The 19,563-nt window shown below is 67.0% G+C and carries 19 protein-coding genes; 1 reads left to right on the forward strand and 18 read right to left on the reverse strand.

Features of this window, described 5'->3' with window-relative positions; translation table 11 throughout:
* Positions 1-60 precede the first annotated feature (60 nt).
* The 4 genes from ASC81_RS27050 to ASC81_RS26580 all read right to left on the reverse strand — a co-directional run bounded on the left by ASC81_RS27050 (position 61) and on the right by ASC81_RS26580 (position 1,649).
* Positions 61-276, reverse strand: coding sequence for a hypothetical protein (locus ASC81_RS27050; RefSeq protein WP_156392081.1), 216 nt, complete (start codon positions 274-276; stop codon positions 61-63).
* Positions 277-485: 209 nt separating this feature from the next.
* Positions 486-1,058, reverse strand: a complete 573-nt coding sequence (locus ASC81_RS13010) for an H-NS family nucleoid-associated regulatory protein (RefSeq protein ID WP_056267678.1) — start codon at positions 1,056-1,058, stop codon at positions 486-488.
* 117 nt (positions 1,059-1,175) lie between these two features.
* The gene (locus ASC81_RS13015; RefSeq protein WP_056267681.1) at positions 1,176-1,367 is read right to left on the reverse strand and encodes a hypothetical protein; all 192 of its coding nucleotides are present in this window, start codon (positions 1,365-1,367) and stop codon (positions 1,176-1,178) included.
* Positions 1,368-1,415: 48 nt separating this feature from the next.
* On the reverse strand, positions 1,416-1,649 hold the full coding sequence (locus tag ASC81_RS26580) for a helix-turn-helix transcriptional regulator (protein WP_369820859.1): 234 nt from the start codon (positions 1,647-1,649) through the stop codon (positions 1,416-1,418).
* Positions 1,650-1,966: 317 nt separating this feature from the next.
* Here ASC81_RS26580 and ASC81_RS13020 point away from each other — a divergent pair, with 317 nt between their 5' ends.
* Positions 1,967-3,574 carry an NAD(P)/FAD-dependent oxidoreductase gene (locus tag ASC81_RS13020; protein ID WP_162245897.1) on the forward strand — a complete coding sequence of 536 codons (1,608 nt, stop codon included), beginning with the start codon at positions 1,967-1,969 and terminating at the stop codon, positions 3,572-3,574.
* 100 nt (positions 3,575-3,674) lie between these two features.
* Here the strand turns inward: ASC81_RS13020 and ASC81_RS13025 are convergent, their stop codons facing one another.
* From ASC81_RS13025 to ASC81_RS13090, 14 genes are all read right to left on the reverse strand, one after another.
* On the reverse strand, positions 3,675-4,559 hold the full coding sequence (locus tag ASC81_RS13025; protein WP_156392083.1) for a M48 family metallopeptidase: 885 nt from the start codon (positions 4,557-4,559) through the stop codon (positions 3,675-3,677).
* Between the two features lie 10 nt (positions 4,560-4,569).
* On the reverse strand, positions 4,570-5,064 hold the full coding sequence (locus ASC81_RS13030; protein ID WP_056267690.1) for a YbjQ family protein: 495 nt from the start codon (positions 5,062-5,064) through the stop codon (positions 4,570-4,572).
* 19 nt (positions 5,065-5,083) lie between these two features.
* A complete protein-coding gene (locus tag ASC81_RS13035) occupies positions 5,084-5,497 on the reverse strand; it encodes a YbjQ family protein (protein ID WP_235533651.1) in 414 nt (137 codons plus the stop codon).
* A 47-nt stretch (positions 5,498-5,544) separates the two neighbouring features.
* Positions 5,545-6,240: a PAS domain-containing protein gene (locus ASC81_RS13040; protein ID WP_056267694.1), complete on the reverse strand. Its 696-nt coding sequence runs from the start codon at positions 6,238-6,240 to the stop codon at positions 5,545-5,547.
* Positions 6,241-6,284: 44 nt separating this feature from the next.
* On the reverse strand, positions 6,285-7,256 hold the full coding sequence (locus ASC81_RS13045) for a glycoside hydrolase family 43 protein (RefSeq protein ID WP_056267696.1): 972 nt from the start codon (positions 7,254-7,256) through the stop codon (positions 6,285-6,287).
* 28 nt (positions 7,257-7,284) lie between these two features.
* On the reverse strand, positions 7,285-8,064 hold the full coding sequence (locus ASC81_RS13050) for a DUF1080 domain-containing protein (protein WP_056268990.1): 780 nt from the start codon (positions 8,062-8,064) through the stop codon (positions 7,285-7,287).
* A 19-nt stretch (positions 8,065-8,083) separates the two neighbouring features.
* Positions 8,084-9,055, reverse strand: coding sequence for a galactofuranose ABC transporter, permease protein YjfF (gene yjfF / locus ASC81_RS13055; protein WP_056267698.1), 972 nt, complete (start codon positions 9,053-9,055; stop codon positions 8,084-8,086).
* Positions 9,052-10,065, reverse strand: a complete 1,014-nt coding sequence (locus tag ASC81_RS13060) for an ABC transporter permease (RefSeq protein WP_056267701.1) — start codon at positions 10,063-10,065, stop codon at positions 9,052-9,054. The genes yjfF and ASC81_RS13060 overlap by 4 nt, the downstream gene beginning before the upstream one ends.
* Positions 10,062-11,594 carry a sugar ABC transporter ATP-binding protein gene (locus ASC81_RS13065; RefSeq protein ID WP_056267703.1) on the reverse strand — a complete coding sequence of 511 codons (1,533 nt, stop codon included), beginning with the start codon at positions 11,592-11,594 and terminating at the stop codon, positions 10,062-10,064. The genes ASC81_RS13060 and ASC81_RS13065 overlap by 4 nt, the downstream gene beginning before the upstream one ends.
* Positions 11,595-11,790: 196 nt before the next feature.
* Complete coding sequence (locus tag ASC81_RS13070) at positions 11,791-12,741, reverse strand: ABC transporter substrate-binding protein (RefSeq protein WP_056268991.1); 951 nt, start codon at positions 12,739-12,741, stop codon at positions 11,791-11,793.
* A gap of 109 nt (positions 12,742-12,850) precedes the next feature.
* On the reverse strand, positions 12,851-13,591 hold the full coding sequence (locus ASC81_RS13075; protein WP_056267707.1) for an ABC transporter substrate-binding protein: 741 nt from the start codon (positions 13,589-13,591) through the stop codon (positions 12,851-12,853).
* Positions 13,592-13,894: 303 nt separating this feature from the next.
* On the reverse strand, positions 13,895-16,243 hold the full coding sequence (locus ASC81_RS13080; RefSeq protein ID WP_056267710.1) for a glycoside hydrolase family 127 protein: 2,349 nt from the start codon (positions 16,241-16,243) through the stop codon (positions 13,895-13,897).
* Between the two features lies 1 nt (position 16,244).
* Positions 16,245-17,822 carry a glycoside hydrolase family 43 protein gene (locus tag ASC81_RS13085; RefSeq protein WP_056267713.1) on the reverse strand — a complete coding sequence of 526 codons (1,578 nt, stop codon included), beginning with the start codon at positions 17,820-17,822 and terminating at the stop codon, positions 16,245-16,247.
* 179 nt (positions 17,823-18,001) lie between these two features.
* On the reverse strand, positions 18,002-19,543 hold the full coding sequence (locus ASC81_RS13090) for an alpha-N-arabinofuranosidase (RefSeq protein ID WP_056267717.1): 1,542 nt from the start codon (positions 19,541-19,543) through the stop codon (positions 18,002-18,004).
* Positions 19,544-19,563: the final 20 nt, after the last annotated feature.

Here is a 19,563-nt window from a genome sequence, read left to right on the forward strand (position 1 = left end):
GCGTGGCCGTGGCGGCGGAAGATGTCGGCGACCTCAAGGGAGTGCGCCGCGGCGTGGGCCTCACGACGGCAGCAAGTTCTCCAGGCGGCTCATCACTTCGCGCAGCGCGTCGGTGGCGACGTGGTCACAGGAGCAAGGCAAGGGCCGCAAGGCATGCACCGCCGGCATCGGCCGGCTCCCGCCGTCGGTGCGGAAGCGGTCCGAAGTTCTCCTCGACGTCGCCCGCGCCAGTCGCGCTTCTTCGGCGCCTGCCGTGAATTCAACGGCGTATCTCATCCGCCCAGCTGCTTACGGCGCTCGGCCGACTTGGATTCGAGCTTGGCGATGACCTGAGCGGCTGGGATGAACACTCCTGTGCGCTCATACTCGGCCAGGGACGCGTCGCAACGCCAAGCGAAGTTGGCCTGGACGCGCCGGTACTCAACGGCGTTGCGCACAGCGCCGGCGGGCGCGGCGCAGTTCAAGGCGAATTGGCCGACCCAGCGTCAAGCTTCTGAGGACGGTGCAAGATCGGCTTTCGCCTTCGTGGACTTCTTCCCTGCGGCCTTCTTCACGGGAGCAGCTTTGACGGCCTTCTTGACGGGTGTCTTCGCGGCAACCGCGGCTTTGGTCGCCTTCTTGGCAGGTGCCGCCTTCTTCCTGGCGACGCTCTTCTTTGCCGTCTTGGAAGTCGGCGTCACCGTGGCAGTCGGCTTCTTCGCCGCTGCCTTCGTTGACGACACGAGAAAGCTCTCGAGTGCATGCCCAGCATTCAGCGCCGCGTGAATCCACTGTGGGCGCTTGCCGATTCCATGCCAGCTGTTGCCCTGGTCGTCAGCGTACTTCGCTGGCTTGGCAGCACCAGGCTTCTTGGCTGCGCTGGTCTTTGCTGTCTTCGCAGCAGCCTTTCGGCCATTGCCGATGAACGTGCTGTCAGTCGAGCTGAAAAGATGCTCGGCGGTGAGTCCGTGCTGTGCAATCTCGCGCTTGATGCGCGCGATGACAGTCGACTGAATCGAGTCGACCTCTTTTTGAAGCTTTGCGATCTGCTCGTTCAGTTTCGCGAGGGACTTTGCCATTCACAACTCCAAAATAGTTATGGCTGGAGTCTATCTACTGGAATCGCTTTTCAGTGAGCACCTCGCACACGAGCGGCCCCGCGATGCGATGGGCGCGCGGATTGCGAACGGTCTCCTTCAGCCAGGCAACTGGCGCACGTCGAAGTTCGTCTCCTGCCAATCCGCCGAGCAGGAATCGGTGACGACGACGCCCGCAAGGAACTCGTCTTCGTCGAGCTGGTCAGCCGCGGGAACGTTTGCCAATGTCACGCGCCGGATGGTCTCGCGCAGCTGCTGGACGGAGGCCTGGGCCAAGTCGGTGAACTTCACAGCACCGTCCGGCGGAAATCGATCTCTGTGCCTTCCCAGGCCTCCTCGTCAGCCTTGGGAACTGCGACTAAGTGCCGCACGCTTCCGGCTGGCATTCACGTAGTTGGCGCCGCTCACCTTGTCGGCGTTGCGCTCCATCGCGGAGTAGGTTTGCTGCGAAACGTCCAAGCGAAGTGCGACCTCCCCTTGCGTGAAGCCGGCCCGCTTTCGGAAGCCTTGAAGTAGCGAGGGGAACCGCTCGGCGGTTCGGACGGAGAATTGAGAGATACAGACTGGAAGCAGTCAGAGCAAATTACAGCTCCTGATGTGTTCTCGTCAGCTGACGCCCCAAGAGCTGTTTTGCAATCTACGGGTCCTGAGCTGTTTCCTTGCAACAGCGCTGGGCGGGCCGCGCTAGTGATCCGGCAAGCTCAGGAAGTCGACGTGCGCTTCACAACGGGTGCTGACGGCCGCGGTCGGCATCCGTCCAGCAGCAATGTGCCTGCAGAGATCACCAGTCCGCCGGCGCTTCAGAGCACCAGGACCAGGGGGGTACCAAGCGGCCTGTTTGGACGACGTCCTGCTAACGTCAAATGGTTCATCCAACACTGAAACAGGTCATGGCTCGATCCCGCTATTTTCACAAGATCCAACAGCTCATTCGTGTTGCCGCGCACTGCGCCGCCTCAGGAGAGCAAGGTGAAGAAGCGTTGCAGCGACTGCGTTCGCAGGCGGCGATGACGCCGCGTCGGCGTGTATTGCAGGCTGCCGCTGGACTGGGGCTGGCGTCCGCGCTGCCTGCAAGAGCGGCCCCAGGCGCCCGAGGTACAGATGTTGCGGTGGTCGGCGCCGGCTTCGCAGGTCTGTACGCCGCCACCTTGCTGGCGAGCAAGGGCGCTCGGCCACAGGTGTTTGAAGCAGGCGACCGTGTCGGTGGCCGCGTCTGGTCGCTTCGCGGCGTCTTTCCGGGCCAGGTTGCCGAGCGTGGTGCCGAATTGATCGACACCACGCACTCAACGTTGCGAGGCCTGGCGGGCGCGTACGGCCTCACGCTGGAAAGCTACGCGCCCAGCAAGCTGCCCGGAGAAGAGGCTTTCTACTTCTTCGGCCGCCACTGGACCGAAGCGCAAGTCGTCGACGAGTTCCGTGCCTTCATTCCCGCCCTGAGGGATGACCTGAGCAAGCTCAGCAACGGGCCGACGGCACTGTCGTACAACGCGACCGACCGGCGGCTCGACTTCACTTCGCTGGAAGACTATTTGGCGCAACGAGGCGCCGGCCCGCTGATTCGCGCCGTGCTCGACGTGGCCTACACGATCGAGTTCGGCCGCGAGATCAACCGCCAGAGCGCACTGTCAATGCTGTTCTTCATCGCGACCAACAAGCGCCAGGCTTTCACACCGTTCGGCGTGTTCAGCGACGAGCGATTTCATATCGTCGAGGGCAACGACGCTGTGGCACATGCCATGGCTGCCGCACTGCCGCAGCCAGTCACGCTGGGCCACCGACTGCTTCGCGTCGCCCGCCAGTCCGACGGCCGCGTGCGCCTGAGCTTCGCAACCGCAGGTGGCACGGTGGAAACGGTCCATGATGCCGTGGTGCTCACGCTGCCAGCACCGATGATGCGGCACATCGAATTCGCGGCCAGCGTTGCCCTGCCTGCGAGCAACCGCTTTGCCATTGACCAGTTCGACTACGGCACCAGTTCCAAGCTCATGATCGGCTTCAACGGTCGCCCTTGGTACGAACGTGGCAACAGCAATGGCGCCAGCTACAGCGACCTGAGCAACCATCAATCGACCTGGGAAACCAACCCCTCACAGGCCAGGGCGTTCAGCCGAGGTGTTCTCACCGACTTTTCCGGCGGTGAGCGGGGCGCGCGGCTCGACCCATCGAAGGTGCAATCGGAAGCCGCAGCGTTCCTTGGCGACCTCGACCGGGTCTATCCCGGCAGCAGCGTGCTTGCACGCCGGGACAACAGCGGTCGTGTGCAGGCGCATCTGGAAAACTGGGCTCGACTGCCGCTCTTCCAGGGCGCCTACAGCAACAACCAACCGGGCTACTTCACGACCATCGAAGGTCTGTATGCCCAACCGGCAGGCAACGTCCACTTCGCGGGCGAGCACACCGATTCGTTCTACACCTATCAAGGCTTCATGGAAGGCGCGTTGTTGTCAGGCGCTCGGGCCGCGGATCAAGTGCTTCGGGCCGTTCAATCCAGAGCCTAGGGCGACGCCGTGTCTGAGCACGAGAACTGCGGCCTGACCTGACGTTCTCCGACCGGTCAAAGGTCCGGGCGATGCAATCGCCGAACAAGCGAATGGAGACTCAGGACTTGTGCGCCGCAGCGGGCGGCAACGCCCTCAACGCCCCCGGCAATGGCGTCACCGCCCCCACCATCGCCGCCCCCCTCGCGCCCGCCGCCGCCTTCAGCACCGCCAACCGCTCAACGGTATCCGGATGGCTCCTCAACCACGCCGTCCCTGACGGCGCATGGTCGGCTTGTGGCAGCACGGTGAACAGCGCAGCCAGCCCGCCGGCGTGGCCGTAAAGAGCGAGGCTTGCCGCCAGCGCCTCGGCGTCGGCCTGCCGCTCGGCGTCGCGTGAATAGCCGAGCAGCGCCAACTGCGCAGCACCGCCCAGCAGGCCCTGTGCGGCCTGAGCAGCGCCTTCGGGCATCACCACCGAAAGCAACAGCGACACGGCCAGACCGTGCCCCATGTTGGCGGCAACGTGCCGGTGCTTGACGTGGGCGATCTCATGGGCGAGCAGCGCGGCCAGGGCCTGCTCGCTGTCGAGCTTGCGCAGCAGGCCGTGGAAGACGCGGATACGGCCGCCCACGGTTGCGTAGGCGTTCACCAGCTCCGAGGCGTCGTCGCTGACCACCACCTTCATGCCGGGCGGCAGCGCCATCACCGCGGCCACCCGGTCGGCCAGCGACTGCAGGGCGACCCGACGCTCGCGCTCGGCGGCAGCGTCTGCCGAAGCAGCGGCTTTCGGTTCAGCGTCGAACACCCGTTCGGCCAGCGCGACTTCGTATTCGAAGGGCAACTTGGGCGCGAGCCAGCGCGCGGACAGGCCCGTCACGAGCACCAGCACAGCCAGGACCGCGAGGCTGGCGGCCACCAGCCAGGCCAGCTCGCGCAGCGGGTGGTCGTCGCGCTCCAGGAGGTCTTCCGGTGGCAGCCGGTTTTCCAGGGTCGGTGGGGTCATGCAGCAGCGCTCACGGCGCACGCGTGGCCGCTGCCGCCTGACCCATTGGTCCGATCAGCGCGGTGCCGAAGGCCAGGATCTCCACCGAAGGCGTGGCGGACCCCGCGATGGTGGTAGTCTGGAAGCGCACACCGATGACCAGCGTGCTGCCCGCGGCCTGGGCCTGCGCCTTCAGGCGCAGCAGCGCTTCGCGGCGCGCGCGCTCCAGCAGCGTCTCGTAGCCGCGGAAGCGCCCGCCGAAGAAGGAGCGGAAGCCGGCGACGAAGGTCTTGAAGTAGTCCGACGAGATGACCACGCCACCCGTCACCAGCTGCGCCGAGCCGGCCACCACACCCTCGGGCACATAGCGCGTGTTCAGCGCCACGACGTGGCGCAGCGCCTGCTCACGCTCGCGGATGCTCTGGTAATGGCGCCGCTCCAGCCAGCGCCCGATGCCGTAGCCGAACACCAGCGGGACCAGCACCACCCACAGGTTGAAGGTCTCGAGCCAGAATTTCCAATCCATGACGATGAGCGGGCGGGGTTCAGGTCGGTTCGACCGTCACGGCAGAGCCATAGGCCAGGATCTCGGCTGCGCCCATCGTGATGCTGGTGGTGACGAAGCGCACGTTGAGCACCGCATTGGCGCCTACCGCACGCGCTTCGGCCGTCATGCGCTCCACGGCCTCGGCGCGGGCCTCCTGCATCAGGTCGGTGTAGGCCTTGAGCTCGCCGCCCACGATGTTCTTCAGCCCGGCCAGGATGTCCTTGCCGGCGTGCTTGGCGCGCACCGTGCTGCCCTGCACGATGCCCAGGTGGCCGGTGATGCGGTGCCCGGGGGCGGTTTCAAGGTTGCTGACGAGCATGGCGGTGAACTCCCCGGTGTTGTTTGCGGCCGTGATGATGCCCGAGGCGCGGCGGCGCAGGCCGGTGAATCCTCCCCGCCAGACGCTCGGCAAGACGCCGGATCAGCCCTGCCAGCGCCCGACCGCAGTCGGCCCACCGATCAACCCATGCGCGGTCCGGCAGTGCGCAGCTCATCGAGCTGCGTCAGCGTGGCGCGCACCACATCGTCCAGGAGGGCGAGCACGCGCTCGCGCTCAGCCGCAGCCACGGCAGCCGCGTCGGTGCCATCGCAGACCCGGTAGGCCCCCAGCAGCAGATGGAACGGCAACGCCATCGGTGTGCCGGCCATCGCGTCACGCGGTCCGTCCGCCAAGCCGCACCGGGGCGCACAGGGCGTCGGGCTGAGGTCCACCATCGTCCCGACCATGCGGGTTGCACGACCGTCGCTGGCCGACTCGATGACGCGCCCGCGGGAATGCATCAGGCGGTAGCCCGAACCGTTGCTGCGCACGCGGAACGTGGCTTGGTACATCGGTTCGGCGCCACGCATATGCGCCAGCATCGCCGCCAGCATGCCTTGCAGGTCGCCCGGATGCACGCGGCAGCGCCAGAAGTGCGTGCTGTCGGCGCTGTCAGGCTCGGGGAAGCCGAGCCGCAATTTCCACTGCGCAGAGTAGTGGACGGTCTCCAGCTCGGGGCGAAGGTCCCAAAGCCCGATATCACCCGCGTCGACAGCCGCTCGCAAGCGCAGCGTGTGGGGGTGGGCCTTCATGTCCATGGGCGGCATTGTCACGGTCCACGCCGCGCGGCCGCCGGCGTCCACGCCCGCCCGCGCGCGCCGGGTGAACTTCGGCACGGATTACGCGTCTGGAAGACCGTGCTCCCGCCCGCCGGCCACGCTCAAGGTTTGCAGGTCGAAGTGGGATTGGGCTTCGGCCCCGCTCGGGTCTGCTCGATGAACGGGATGCTGCCATCCGCGCGATACGAGAACTCCTCGATGGCCACCGAGCGACGGTACTCGCCACCGCCCGGCAGTTCGGCGTTGTGATACGCGATGTAGCTCTTGCCGTTGAAGTCGAAGATCGCCTGGTGGATGGTCGGTGTCTTGAGGTTCTTGGCCATGATGACGCCGCGCGGCGTCCACGGGCCGGTGGGCGACGGGCCGGTCAGATAGGCCGTCTGCTCGGGGAAGAACTCCGAGTAGCTGAGGTAGTAGGTGCTCTTGCCATCGACCTTGCGCTTGTGCACGTAGGGCGCCTCGACGAAGTCCTTCACCGGCAGCACCTGGATCGGCCCGTCGAGCTCGGTCATGTTGGCCTTGAGCTTGGCGTACTTGAGCACCGTGTTGCCCCAGTACAGATACGCCTGGCCGTCATCGTCGACGAACACGCCGGGGTCGATGTCGTCCCAGGCAATGTCGGTCTGCTTGGTCATGTCGTTGGTGACAAGCGCGGAGCCGCGCGCATCGACGAAGGGACCGGTGGGTGAGTCGGACACCGCCACGCCCACGGCAAAGCCCGGCACCGTGGCGTGCTCCACCGTCGAATAGAACCAGTACTTGCCATCGCGCTTGACGATGTCCGATGCCCAGGCGCGGGCCTTGGCCCAGGCGAAGGTCTTGACGTTCAGCGGCACGCCGTGGTCCTGCCAGTTCACCATGTCGCAGCTGGAGAACACGCGCCACTCATGCATGACGAAGTCCTTGCCCGCCGGCAGCGCCTCGTCGCGCCCGGTGAAGAGGTAGACGCGACCGCCGTCGACCAGCACGGCGGGGTCGGCGGTGTAGAGCGGCGCGAACAGCGGGTTGGCGGCATGGGTGGCGGCCGTGGCGAGCAGCGACAGCGCCGCCGCAGCGGCGATCTTCTTGAACATCGTGTGGGGCTCTCTCGGAGGGATGCGGTCAGCGCGCGAGCGGGCGAATCCGGATATTGCGAAACCACACCGGCTGCGACTCGGCCTGCAGCGCGATATGGCCGAACGACAGCTGCAGCGGCGCGCCCGCAGCGAGCAAGGCCTTGGCGCTGTCGTCCCTCGGGTCGAGCTGCGGGCGCTGGTAGCGCAGCACTTCGACGCCGTTGACGCGGTGGATGACTTCCTCGTTGCCGCGCACCTCGACTTCGACGGCCACCCACTCGTCAAGCGGGAACAGCTTGGCCGTCGATTCCACGATGTGGTCGGTGCGCAGCTTGCCGTCGATCTGGAGGTTGGTGCCCGGTGTGACCACGTTGCCCGTCTGCCGGCCGGCTCTTGCGCCCTGGCTGAGGAACTGGAACTCCATGCTGACCGGCCAGGCCTGGTTCAGGCCCAGGGTCAGCGGCGACTGCGCATGGACCATCACGCCGCTGTTGAGCTTGGCCCAGGGCGGCGCATCGGCCATGGCCGCGCCGGTGATGCGGTAGTCGAGCCGCAGGATGTAGTGCGAGTAGGCGAGGTTGGAGTAGAGGTGGCCGAATCGCTCGTCGAACTTGCCGTAGCCGTCGTAGCTGACCTTGAGCACGCCGTCTTCGACGCGAAAGGTGTTCGCGTGGTTGTCGCCCAGCGGATGCTTGTTGATCTTGACGGTCCAGCCGGAGAGGTCGCGCCCGTTGAACAGCGACTGCCATTCGCCTTCGTCCGCGCTCCGGGCGGGCGACGCTGCGAAGGCCAGGCCCGCCAGCAACGATGCGCAAAGCATTTTCATCAAGGACTCCATGCGGCGATCAGGCCACTGCCTTCTTGAGCGACAGCAGCCGTTGCACGGCGCAGAAGACGAACAGCAGCGCACCGATGACGATCTTGGTCCACCAGGAGCTGAGCGTGCCGTCGAAGGCGATCAGCGTCTGGATCAGGCCCAGCACCAGCACGCCGGACAGCGCGCCGGCCACATAGCCATAGCCGCCCGTCAGCACGGTGCCGCCGATGACCACCGCGGCAATCGCGTCCAGCTCCACGCCCTGCGCATGCTGGCCATAGCCGCTGAGCATGTAGAACGCGAACAGCAGGCCGGCCAGCGACGCGCACAAGCCGCTCAGGCCATACACAGCGACCTTGGCGCGGCCGACGTTCAGGCCCATCATCAGCGCCGACTGCTCGCTGCCGCCCAACGCGTAGACAGTGCGGCCGAAGGCGGTGCAATGCGCCACCCACAGGCCGATGCCCAGCATGACGAGCGCGATCACCGCGCCGGGCGACAGGAAGGCGTCGCCGAAGGGCAGCGGGATCTGCGTCTGCGACAGCGTGACGAACAGCGGCGCATCGATGGTGATGCTGTCGACGCTGATCAGGAAGCACAGCCCGCGCGCCAGGAACATGCCCGCCAGCGTGACGATGAAGGGCTGCAGCTTGAAGACGTGAATCACCACGCCCTGTAGCGCGCCGAAGGCCGCGCCGCCCAACAACACGACCACGATGACCAGCTCGGCCGGCCACTGCGCCACCTGCAACAGCCAGGCGGCCACCATGGTGGTCAGCGCCAGCACGGAGCCCACCGACAGGTCGATGCCGCCGGACAGGATGACGAAGCTCATGCCCACCGCGATGACCAGCAGGAAGGCGTTGTCGATCAGCAGGTTGAGCACGACCTGGGTGGAGCCGAAGCCGGTGTAGCTGGTCGCACCCGCGACGAAGAGCAGCACCATCAGCACGACGCTGACCCAGGTGGTGAAGGACGGCGCTGAGAGGAGGCGCTTCATGCGGACCTCCGCGACCAGAACGACGACTGCGAGATGCAGACCGCGAACACGACGACGGCTTTGACGACCATGGTCACCTGCGGCGGCACGCCCAAAGCGTAGATCGCGGACGTCAGCGTCTGGATGATCAGCGCGCCGATGAGGCTGCCGAGCAAGCTGAACTTGCCGCCATTGAGCTGGCCGCCGCCGAGGGTGACGGCGAGGATGGCGTCCAGCTCCAACAGCATGCCGGCGTTGTTGGCGTCGGCGCTCTTGATGTTGGACGAGATCATCAGCCCGGCCAGCCCCGCGCCGAGGCTGCAGTAGACGTAGACGAAGAACACGATGGCCGCCGTGCGGACGCCGGCCAGGCGCGCGGCGACAGGGTTGATGCCGACGGTCTGGATGAACAGGCCCAGCGCCGTGCGCTTCATCAGCAGCGCCGTGAGGCCGGCCACGGCGGCCACGACGAACAGCGACACCGGCAGGCCCAGCAGATAGCCGCCGCCCAGCCAGAAGAAGGACTCCGGCTCGTAGACGGTGATGATCTGGCCGTCGGTCAGCAGTTGAGCCAGGCCCCGGCCGGCGACCATCAGGATCAGTGTGGCGATGATGGGCTGCAGGCCGAGTGCGGACACGAGCAGGCCGTTCCAGAGCCCGCACAGCAGCGCGGCGGCCAGCGCGGCGGCGAAGGCGATGAGCAAGCCGTGCGAGCCCACCAGCACGCAGGCGACGGTACCGGAGATGGCCACGACGGCCCCCACCGAGACGTCGATGCCGCGCGTGGCGATGACCAGCGTCATGCCGAGGGCCGCGAGCATCAAGGGTGCTGCGCGATGCAGGATGTCGATGAGGCTGCCGTAGAGGTGGCCGTCCTTGATCTCCAGGTGCAGGAAGCCCGGCACGAAGATGGCCGCGACGGCGAGCAGCAGCGCGAGCGCGGCGACGGGCCGCGCGAGCGGGTGATTCCAGGCCCTGGAAACTGCGGAAGGGGCGCTTGGCGTGGACATGGGAAGACTCTGGGAATTCATGCGGCTTCGGTCGCGGCGGGCTCGGCGGCGATGACTTCGAGCACGCTGCGTTCGTCCAGCTCGCCGCGGCGGTATTCGCCGGCAGCGCGGCGGTCGCGCAGCACGAGGACGCGGTCGCTGCAGTGCAGGACCTCGGGCAGTTCGGAAGAAATGAAGAGGATCGACATGCCCTGCCCGTCTTCACGGTGGGCGAGTGCACGCACGGCGTCCATCAGGTCTTCCTTGGCGCGCACGTCGATGCCGCGGGTGGGCTCGTCGAGGATGAGGACGGCAGGATCGGTTGCGAGCCAACGAGCCATCAGGGCCTTCTGCTGGTTGCCGCCCGACAACTGTCCGATCGGCGTGTCGGCGTTCGGCGTCTTGATGCCCAGGCGCTGGATGTAGTCGTCGGCCAGCGCCTGCTGCTGCTCATGGTTCATGACGAGACGCAGGCCGGCCCTGGCCTGCAGCGCGAGCAGGATGTTGTCGCGCACCGAGAGATCGAGGATGGCGCCTTCGTGCTTGCGGTCCTCGGAGCAGAAGGCAATGCCGGCGGCGATGGCCTGACGCGGCGAGTGCCAGCGGCCGCTGTGCTCGCCGGTCTCGACATGGCCCGCGTCGGCGGTGTCCGCACCAAACAGCAGCCGCGCGGCCTCGGTGCGGCCGGAGCCGAGCAGGCCGGCCAGGCCGAGCACCTCGCCGCGGCGCAGTTCAAGGTCAAGCGGGTGAAGCGCGCCACGCCGGGACAACCCTTGTGCCTTCAGGACAGGGGCACCGGTTTTCGGGGCGCGGCTGTCCAACCGGGTGGGTTGCTGATCGGGCGGCGCGCCCACCATCTTGTTGACGAGTGCCAGACGGCTGAGGTCGCTCGCCAGGTACTCGCCCTCGGTCTCGCCATTGCGCATCACCGTGATGCGGTCGGCGAGCGCATAGGTCTGGTCGAGGAAGTGGGTGACGAAGAGGATCGCCAGGCCCTGGCTGCGCAGGCGCTTCAGCACGGTGAACAGGCGCTGCACCGCGGCATCGTCCAGGCTGGACGTAGGCTCGTCGAGGATGAGCACCTTGGCCTGCACACGCAGCGCGCGGGCGATGGCGACCATCTGCTGGACGGAAAGCGAATAGCGCGACAACGGCGCCGTCACGTCGATGTCCAGGTCCATCTGCGCGAGCACGCGCTTGGCTTCGGCGTTGACGGCTTGCCAATCAATGCGGCCCCATTTGCGTGGGAAGCGGCCGGCGCAGATGTTCTCTGCGACGCTGAGGTTGGTGCAGAGGTTGACTTCCTGGTAGACGGTCTGGATACCGAGGGCCTGGGCCTCCTCGGTGCGCCTTGGGGCGATGGTTTCGCCGTCGAGCGTGATGCGACCGGCCTCGGGCGTGTAGAGGCCCGTCAGCACCTTGATCAGCGTGGACTTGCCGGCGCCGTTCTGGCCCATCAGCGCGTGGACTTCGCCGGGGTACAGGCGCAGGCTGACATCGGTCAGGGCTTTGACGCCGGGGAAGGATTTGTGGATGCCGGTCAGTGCCAGCACGGGCTGAGGCGTTGTCATGTCTGTTCACCTCTGGCTTGGTGCCACGAGTGATGCCGAGAGTTCGCCCCGGCGGGCGACCCTCGGGTTTGGCTAGGGCGTGTTGGCTGTTCGGCTGTTCTTGGAACTTTCCCTTCAGAACCGGCGCGAAGGGCATTGCGCAGGGGCGGTTTTGCCTGCTCCCACGACGAGCGAGCCGAATCAACCGCGACGGAAATCAATACTTCCGATTCGGCAATTCCTTCGCCGCCATATCCGCCGTGAACACGCCCTCTTCCACCGTGATCCGCTTCTCCACCGGCTTCTTGGCCACCACATCCTTGGCCAGCTGCATCAGCTGCGGCCCGAGCAGCGGGTTGCACTCGACGGTCACGTTGAGCTTGCCCGCCTTCATGGCTTCAAAGGCACCGCGCACGCCGTCGATCGAGATGATGACGATGTCCTTGCCCGGCTTCAGGCCGGCTTCCTCGATGGCCTGAATGGCGCCGATCGCCATGTCGTCGTTGTGCGCGTACAGCACGTCGATCTTCTTGTCGCGCTGCTTCAGGAAGGACTCCATGACTTCCTTGCCCTTGGCGCGCGTGAACTCGCCGGACTGCGAACGGATGATCTGCAGCTTGGGGTTGGTCTTGATGACCTCCTCGAAGCCCTTCTTGCGGTCGATGGCCGGCGCCGAACCCACGGTGCCCTGCAGCTCGACGATATTCAGCGCAGCTCCCGGCGTCTTGGCGGCACGCTCCAGCAGCCAACGCGCGGCCTTGCGGCCTTCCTCGACGAAGTCGGAGCCGATGAAGGTCACGTACAGCGACGGGTCGGCGACCTTGACGGCGCGGTCGGTCAGGATGACGGGAATGCCGGCCTTCTGGGCTTCCTTCAGCACCGTGTCCCACCCGGACTCGACCACCGGCGAGAAGGCGATCACGTCCACCTTCTGCGCGATGAAGCTGCGGATGGCCTTGACCTGGTTTTCCTGCTTCTGCTGCGCGTCGGCGAACTTCAGCGTCACACCGGCGGCCTTGGCCGCGGACTTGATGGAGGCGGTGTTGGCGGTGCGCCATTCGCTCTCGGCGCCGACCTGGGAGAAGCCCATGACGAGCGGGGCGGCAAAGGCGCTGACCGCGGGGGTCAGCAAGGCGGCAGCGAGCAGGCTGCGACGCAGGAAGTTCATGGTTGTCTCCATATCGTGATCTTGTGACGGCCGATGGTAGGAAGCCCGGTGATGCGCGACCAATGACATTTGTCGCCGAAGGCATGTCGTTTCCGATATCCCTCGTCCCTCAGTCTCTCAGGCCCAGGCTGACCAGGCGCGCATGCTCGCCGTTGCGGCGCAGTTTCTCCAACTGCTCGTCCACGCGGCCCAGCAGCGGGCGCTGCTGGGCCGACTTGTTGAAGGCGATGAAGGTCGGGTTTTCGGTCAGCGGGTTGGGCAGCGAGCGCACTGACGGGAACTCGCCGCCGGCCAGCAGCGCGTCGCCCGACTGTTCGATGACGACGGCCACATCCAGGAAACCGCGCTCCAGCTTGCCGAAGTTCTGCACGTCGGACGCCACTGGCTCGGCCAGGAAGAGGCTGGCGCGGGCGGCCGCGTCGAAGGCGTCGCCATAGCTCCAGCCCCGCAGCACGCCCACGCGAAGGCCGCGCAGATCCTCGATGCGGTCGAACACGCGCAGGCTGCCGCGCCGCGCGTAGATCTTCAGCGTCTCGACATGCAGCGGCTGGCTGAAGTCGCAGCGCGCCAGACGCTCAGCCGTCGAGTACAGCCCGCCCACGCCATGTTCGGCGCGCTCCAGCCCGGCCAGCGCGCGTGTCCACGGCAGACAGATGACTCGCATGGGCACACCCAGCTGGGCGAACACCGTGCGCAACAACAGCGGGTAGACGCCGCGCGGCTGGCCGTCGCGGCCGGCGTACATGAAGGGCGGGTTCTGCACGTCGATGGCGATGACGAGCTCCGCCGTAGCGCGTGCGGCCAGCGGCGCGGCAGCGAGGGCCAGACAGGTGCGGCGGGTCAGCGGCATGGGGGAAGTTGAAGTCCGCCGCACCGCTTCGTCAAGCCTGGGCCTGTTAACGCCACGGCAATGGGTCGCGAAGGCCTGCCGCCAGGGGCCAATCAAGGCGCGACACGCCGCCCGCACTCATGTGCGGGCAAGTGGCGCAACGCCGAGTGGCCCCTGGCGGCAGGCCTTCCCTTCGGGTTGCGGCCAGAAAGGCCGCGCGCGGCGTTGCAAATGCTCGCCGGGTGCCCAACCCGGCTCCGCTTTGCGCCTTGCTCGCGGCCTTTCTGGCCGCAACGCGACCCGTTGCCGTGGCGTTAACAGGCCCTACCGCAACAAGCGCAGGCCGTAGAGCCCGCCCGCGAGGGAACCCGGCTTGGCGACGAAGCGCACCTCCAGCTTGCCGCCCGCAGCACGCACCAGTTCGTCCGGCAACGCAATGTCGCGGCTGTACAGCGGCGCGGTCTCGGCGGCCAGCACCAGCTCGGCCAGCAGCTGGCCATTCACGATCACGTCGAAGCGCCGGCCGGCGTCGCTGCTGGCCAGTGTCAGGCGCAGCGTGCGGGCCTGCGCCTCGCGGTCGTTCAGCACATAGCTGAACCACTGCTTGGCATGCCGCCAGCGGCCGGCCGGGGCGATGCCGCTTTCGGCACCTTCGCCCTTGAAGCCATGGTCGGACTCGGGCTGCTGCTCGCCAGGGGCGACCTGGTCGATGGTTTGTGCGTCCAGCGCCAGACGCGCCTCCTCGGCCTTGGCCAGCTCCAGGCGCAGCAGGCTCTGCTGGGCGGGTGTGCTGCGCGCCCAATAGAGCATGTAGCGCGAGTCGTGAAGGCGAAAGAAGGGGATGAGCTGCAGATCCTCGGCTCCCCTGCCGCCCTGGATCAGGCCGGGTGCGACGAAGGTCAGCGGCTGGCCGGGCACGGGCTTGAAGCGGCGCATGAAGTCCGCCTTGTCACTGACGAAGACGGGCGCGCTGTCCTGCGGGCAGACAGCGCCGTGCGCGATGTGGCCCATGCGGGAGCCATCGGCGCGGAAGTCGAGCTTCTCTCCGGGCTGCGGCGTCTTGGCGGCCAGCACGATAGGGCCGTGCAGCACGGCCACGTAGTTCTTCAGCGCCGGCATGGGCTCCAGCGTCGTGCGCATCGGCAGCTCGACGTCGACCTGGTCGCCCGCCTTCCAGTCGCGGCGCAGCTCGACATGCCCGCCGGGCCTGGCCTTGACGGCGACCGGCTTGCCGTTGAGCCTGACCTTCAGCGCGCCGGGCGCAACCCAGCCGGGATAGCGGATCTTCAGCGCGAAGCTGCCGGCACCGTCCACCGTCAGCCGCGTGCGCGACTCGTCGGGAAAGCGCGTGGACTGCGTCAGCTTCACGCCGCGCTCGCGCCAGTCCAGCGTCGACGCGACGAAGAGGTTGACGTGCAGCGCATCGCCGTCATGCGCGTAGATGAACTCGCCATGGCGCGCGTGGCTTTCAATGCCCGACCCCACGCAGCACCACATGCCTTCGTGCACCTGCGAGTAGACGCGGTAGTGCTGTGGCCGCACCGGCGTGAAGTAGACGAAGCCGCCCTGCGGATGCTGGGACGCGAGGATGTGGTTGTAGAGAGTGCGCTCGTAGTAGTCGGCATACCGGCCCTGACCCGGCGCGGCCTGCTGCAGCAGCGCGGTCAGCTTCAGCATGTTGTAGCTGTTGCAGGTCTCGGGCCCCTCCACCTCGTTGAGCATGGGCTTGAAGTCGTCGGCCGGGTGGAAGTGCTCCTTGACGCTGTTGCCGCCGATGGCGACCGAACGCTTCTCGACCACCGTGCGCCAGAAGAACTCGGCCGCCTGCCGGCCCTCGTCCTCACCCGAGATCTGCGCGATGCGCGCGAAGCCGATGACCTTTGGGATCTGCGTGTTGGCATGCAGGCCGGTCAGCTTGTCCTGCTGGCTGGCAAGCGGCTGCAGGATGGCCTGGTGCGAGAAGCGCCGGGCCAGCGCCAGGTAGCGCAGGTCACCGGTCATGTCGGCCACGTCGGCCAGCACCTCGTTCATGCCGCCATGCTCGGCGCGCAGCATGTCCTGCATCTGCGCGTCGGTCAGCGGCGTGGTCAGACGCAGCGCCCAGTCGGACAGCCTGACGAGCATGACCTTGGCGTCTGCGCTGCCCGCATGCACCCAGGCATCGCGCAGGCCCGCAAACACCTTGTGGATGTTGTACCAGGGCACCCAGCGGCCGTTGACCGCGAAGCTGTCGACCTTGAGGTCGCCTTTGGCCACCTCGCTCCAGGCCTTGGCGCCGTCGGGGATGCCGCCGATGTAGCCATTGCCCAGCGCGTCCTGGCAGCGCTTGAGCTCGGCGATGACGTAGTCCAGACGCTTCTTCACCTCGGCGTCGCCCGTGGACGCCCACATCAGCGCCAGCGCCGACACGTAGTGGCCGCCCATGTGGCCGTCCAGGCCGCTGGACTCCCAGTTGGCATAGCTGGGCGACTTGGGCACCAGCCCGGCCTCGCGCAGGAAAGGCGCCAGCAGCCGGTCGGCGTCCAGCGCCATCAGGTACTGCAGGTTGGTGGCCTGCGCGGCAAAGAAGGGGCCATCCTGCAGCCGCACGCGGTCAAGCGGGAAGAGCTGCGTCGCCGCATGGGCGCCATGGGCGCACAGCGCGAGAGTCAGAGCGACGAGCAGCTTCTTCACATCAGCTCCCTGTGCGGATGGCCCAGAGCGAGACTCCACCGACTGAGAGTGCGCTGAAGCCGACGACGAACGCACTGGCGTTGGTATTCCATTGACGGGACAGTACGCCCGCATAGGTCACGCCGCCGCTCACGATGCTGAGCTTGTTGCTGCCCTTGTGCGTCCAGGTGCCCGTCATGCCGCCGGTGACCGTGCCGTCGGCGTTCAGCGTCACGTTGATGGACGCCTTGGTCGTGGCGGTGATGTCCTTGCCGTGATTGACAAGCTTGTAGCCGCCGGCCGCCTGCGCTGCGCTGACGTCGGCCGTCTGCGCCGGCGTGGCCAGGCTCAGCGGCGCGTAGCGCAGCGGTGCGATGACCAGCCAGCCGTCTTCGCTCAGGTGCATCTCGTGCACGCGGATCTCGTGCGCCTCTCCGGTGCCGGGGAAGCGCGTGTGGAAGACGATGAAGTACTGGCCCGTCGCCGCGTCACGGTAGGCCGAGTTGTGGCCGGGCGAGACGTAGCCCAGGGCCGTGCCGGTCTCACCACTGGCGAGCACGAACTGGTGGCCGCCCATCAGCTTCATGCCGTGGGGCGTGATGCTGGCGTCGTCGAAGATGGTGCCCGCGGCGCCCTTGACGGTCGCCATGTCGGTGCCGGTGCCGTCGACGAAGGGGCCGTCCGGGTTGCGCGAGCGGGCGATGCGCACGTTGTAGCCGCCCACCGCGTCCAGGCCGCCGAAGGAGACGAACAAGTAGTAGTACTGGCTCTCGGGGCTGTAGAGGATGTAGGGGCCCTCGATGCGCGCATGGTTGCCGCCCATCAGGTGCTTGCCATAGCCCTGGCCAGGCAGCGGCACACCGGTGGCCGCATCCAGCTGCATGATGAAGATGCCGCCGGAGTAGGAGCCGTAGACCATCCACAGCTTGCCCGTCGCGTCGGCAAACACCGACGGGTCGACGACGGTGGGATGCTTGGTCGCGTCGTAGACCGTGCCGTCCTCACTGGGCAGGCCCCATTGGCCGGACTTCAGCAGCAGCTGCTTGTTGACATAGGGGCCGTCGACCTTGTCGGCCACGGCAATGCCCAGCGCCGAGCGCGGCGAATCGCCCTTGCAGGCGTTGTAGTACATGGCGTACTGGCCACCAGGCAGGCGCGTGACGTCGGGCGCCCACAACGTGGTCGTCTGCGCCCAGGCCAGGGTCTCGGCCAGCTCGGTGGTCACCTTGTTGCCGAACAGCGGATTGGCGTTGTTGACGCCATCGGCCAGCTTGCTCCAGTTCATCAGGTCGGTCGACTTGGCGGCGGCCAGGTGTGAGCCGAAGACGTAGAAGGCACCGTCGGCACGGATCACCGAGGGGTCATGCACGCCGGCGTTGGCGAAGGCGATGGGCGACTGCGAAGGCGCGGGCGCCGGGGCGGGCGTGGGTGCCGGTGCCGGTGCCGGCGTGGGCGCTGGCGCTGGTGTCGGGGCGGGCGCGGGCGCCGGGCTGGGCGAGGGTGCGGGGCTGTCGCCGCCACCGCCGCCACCGCCGCAGGCGGTCAGTACGAATGCGGCGGCAGAACCCGCGAGAAGGTCGCGGCGCTTGTGCAGGGCCATGGTGTCTTGTCTCCTGTTGGCTTGGTTTTGCGGCACAGCCTATGGCGCTGTGCACCGCCGCGCCAATCACATTGCGGACGCTGCCGATGCAGGTTTCGGTATGCCGCCCCCCGCGGCAGACGGGCACGGCAAAGCCCGGGTCGTCCGCGAGGACGGCCCGGGCAAAGGGGAGGGAGGCGTCAGCCTTCGACGGCGACGACGATGAAGGACTTGGCCGGCAGCTTGATCAGCAGCTTGCCGTCAGCGGCCCGGGCCTCGAAGGCCTGGGGCACGACCTGCGCCGGCTTGCCCAGCTCGTTCTGCGCATCCATCGCGGCCCCGGTCAGCAGCTTGCCCTTGACGGCCTTGGGCGCGCCCGAGCCGACCTGCAGTGTCAGCTCGGCGGGCTGGTTCGCGTTCGAGTTGACCAGGCCGATGTAGAGCTTGCCGTCCTTGCCGCGCGCGGCGGTGGCGGAGAGCGTCGGCATGGAGAACTTGTCGACCTTGTAGACCGGGTTGTTCTCGATCTTCGCGGGCACCGAGGTGGCGTCCTGGAATGGCGTGTACATCGCGAACGCATGGTAGGTCGGGGTCAGCACCAGCTTGTCCTTGCTGGTGAGGATCATGGCCTGCAGCACGTTGACCATCTGGGCGATGTTGGTCATGTGCACGCGGTCGGCGTGGTCGTGGAAGACGTTGAAGTGCAGGGCCGCGAGCAGCGCGTCGCGCAGGGTGTTGCGCTGGACCAGGAAGCCGGGGTTGCTGCCGGCATCGGGGTCGTACCAGCTGCCCCACTCGTCGAAGTAGAAACCGATCTTCTTGCTCGGGTCGTTCTTTTCAAGGACGGCCTTGTTGACCTTGATCATGTTCTCGATCTGCTGGACGTTGCCCAGTGTCGAGACCCATTCGCTTTCGGGGAAGCCGACGGCCGAGCCCTTCTTCTCCCAGTTGCCGGTGGGCAGCGTGTAGGCGTGGTGGGAAATGGCGGTGACGTTGGGCACGCCCTTGCTCAGCGCTTCCGTCCACTCCGTCTGCATGCCGTTGCCGCCGCTGGCGATCAACTTCGGGCGGTTGTGCTCGGGCGTCTTCAGAAAGGTGGCCCAGTGCCGGTAGATGTCGGCGTAGTACTCGGGGCGCATGTTGCCGCCGCAGCCCCAGGCCTCGTTGCCCAGCGCGTAGTAGTGCACGCGGAAGGGCTTGTCGCGGCCGTTCTTGCGGCGTTGCTCGACGATGGTGGCGTTGCCCTCGCCGGTCATGTACTCCAGCCACTCGGCCGCTTCCTGCGGGGTGCCGGTGCCGACGTTGGCGTTGACGTAGGCCTCGGCGCCGAGCTGTTCGACGAGGTCGAAGAACTCGTGCGTGCCGACGGCATTGTTCTCGGGCACGCCGCCCCAGTGGGTGTTGACCTTGACCGGGCGCTTGTTGCGCGGGCCGATGCCGTCGCGCCAGTGGTATTCGTCGGCGAAGCAGCCGCCGGGCCAGCGCACCAGCGGCACCTTCAGCTCCTTGAGCGCCGCGACCACGTCCTTGCGCCAGCCGCGCACATTCGGGATCTTGGACTCGGGTCCGACCCACATGCCTTCGTAGATGCCGGTGCCGAGGTGCTCGGCGAACTGGCCGTAGATGTTGCGGTGGATGACCGGGCCGGGCTGGTCGGGGTTGACGACCAGCTTGATGTCGGCGGCCACGGCGCTTGCGCCTACGGCCAGGGTCGCCACAAGGGCGAACAGTTGCTTCTTCATCGTCTTTGTCTCCTTCGTTG

The sequence above is a fragment of the Pelomonas sp. Root405 genome, from assembly GCF_001425165.1.
Taxonomy (GTDB): domain Bacteria; phylum Pseudomonadota; class Gammaproteobacteria; order Burkholderiales; family Burkholderiaceae_C; genus Pelomonas.

Bases quoted from the DNA above. Each gene is read 5' to 3' on its own strand.
- ASC81_RS27050 (WP_156392081.1), bottom strand. From the start codon at position 276: ATGAGATACGCCGTTGAATTCACGGCAGGCGCCGAAGAAGCGCGACTG.
- ASC81_RS13010 (WP_056267678.1), bottom strand. From the start codon at position 1,058: ATGGCAAAGTCCCTCGCGAAACTGAACGAGCAGATCGCAAAGCTTCAA.
- ASC81_RS13020 (WP_162245897.1), top strand. From the start codon at position 1,967: ATGGCTCGATCCCGCTATTTTCACAAGATCCAACAGCTCATTCGTGTT.
- ASC81_RS13025 (WP_156392083.1), bottom strand. From the start codon at position 4,559: ATGACCCCACCGACCCTGGAAAACCGGCTGCCACCGGAAGACCTCCTG.
- ASC81_RS13030 (WP_056267690.1), bottom strand. From the start codon at position 5,064: ATGGATTGGAAATTCTGGCTCGAGACCTTCAACCTGTGGGTGGTGCTG.
- ASC81_RS13045 (WP_056267696.1), bottom strand. From the start codon at position 7,256: ATGTTCAAGAAGATCGCCGCTGCGGCGGCGCTGTCGCTGCTCGCCACG.
- ASC81_RS13050 (WP_056268990.1), bottom strand. From the start codon at position 8,064: ATGAAAATGCTTTGCGCATCGTTGCTGGCGGGCCTGGCCTTCGCAGCG.
- yjfF (WP_056267698.1), bottom strand. From the start codon at position 9,055: ATGAAGCGCCTCCTCTCAGCGCCGTCCTTCACCACCTGGGTCAGCGTC.
- ASC81_RS13060 (WP_056267701.1), bottom strand. From the start codon at position 10,065: ATGAATTCCCAGAGTCTTCCCATGTCCACGCCAAGCGCCCCTTCCGCA.
- ASC81_RS13065 (WP_056267703.1), bottom strand. From the start codon at position 11,594: ATGACAACGCCTCAGCCCGTGCTGGCACTGACCGGCATCCACAAATCC.
- ASC81_RS13070 (WP_056268991.1), bottom strand. From the start codon at position 12,741: ATGAACTTCCTGCGTCGCAGCCTGCTCGCTGCCGCCTTGCTGACCCCC.
- ASC81_RS13075 (WP_056267707.1), bottom strand. From the start codon at position 13,591: ATGCCGCTGACCCGCCGCACCTGTCTGGCCCTCGCTGCCGCGCCGCTG.
- ASC81_RS13085 (WP_056267713.1), bottom strand. From the start codon at position 17,822: ATGGCCCTGCACAAGCGCCGCGACCTTCTCGCGGGTTCTGCCGCCGCA.
- ASC81_RS13090 (WP_056267717.1), bottom strand. From the start codon at position 19,543: ATGAAGAAGCAACTGTTCGCCCTTGTGGCGACCCTGGCCGTAGGCGCA.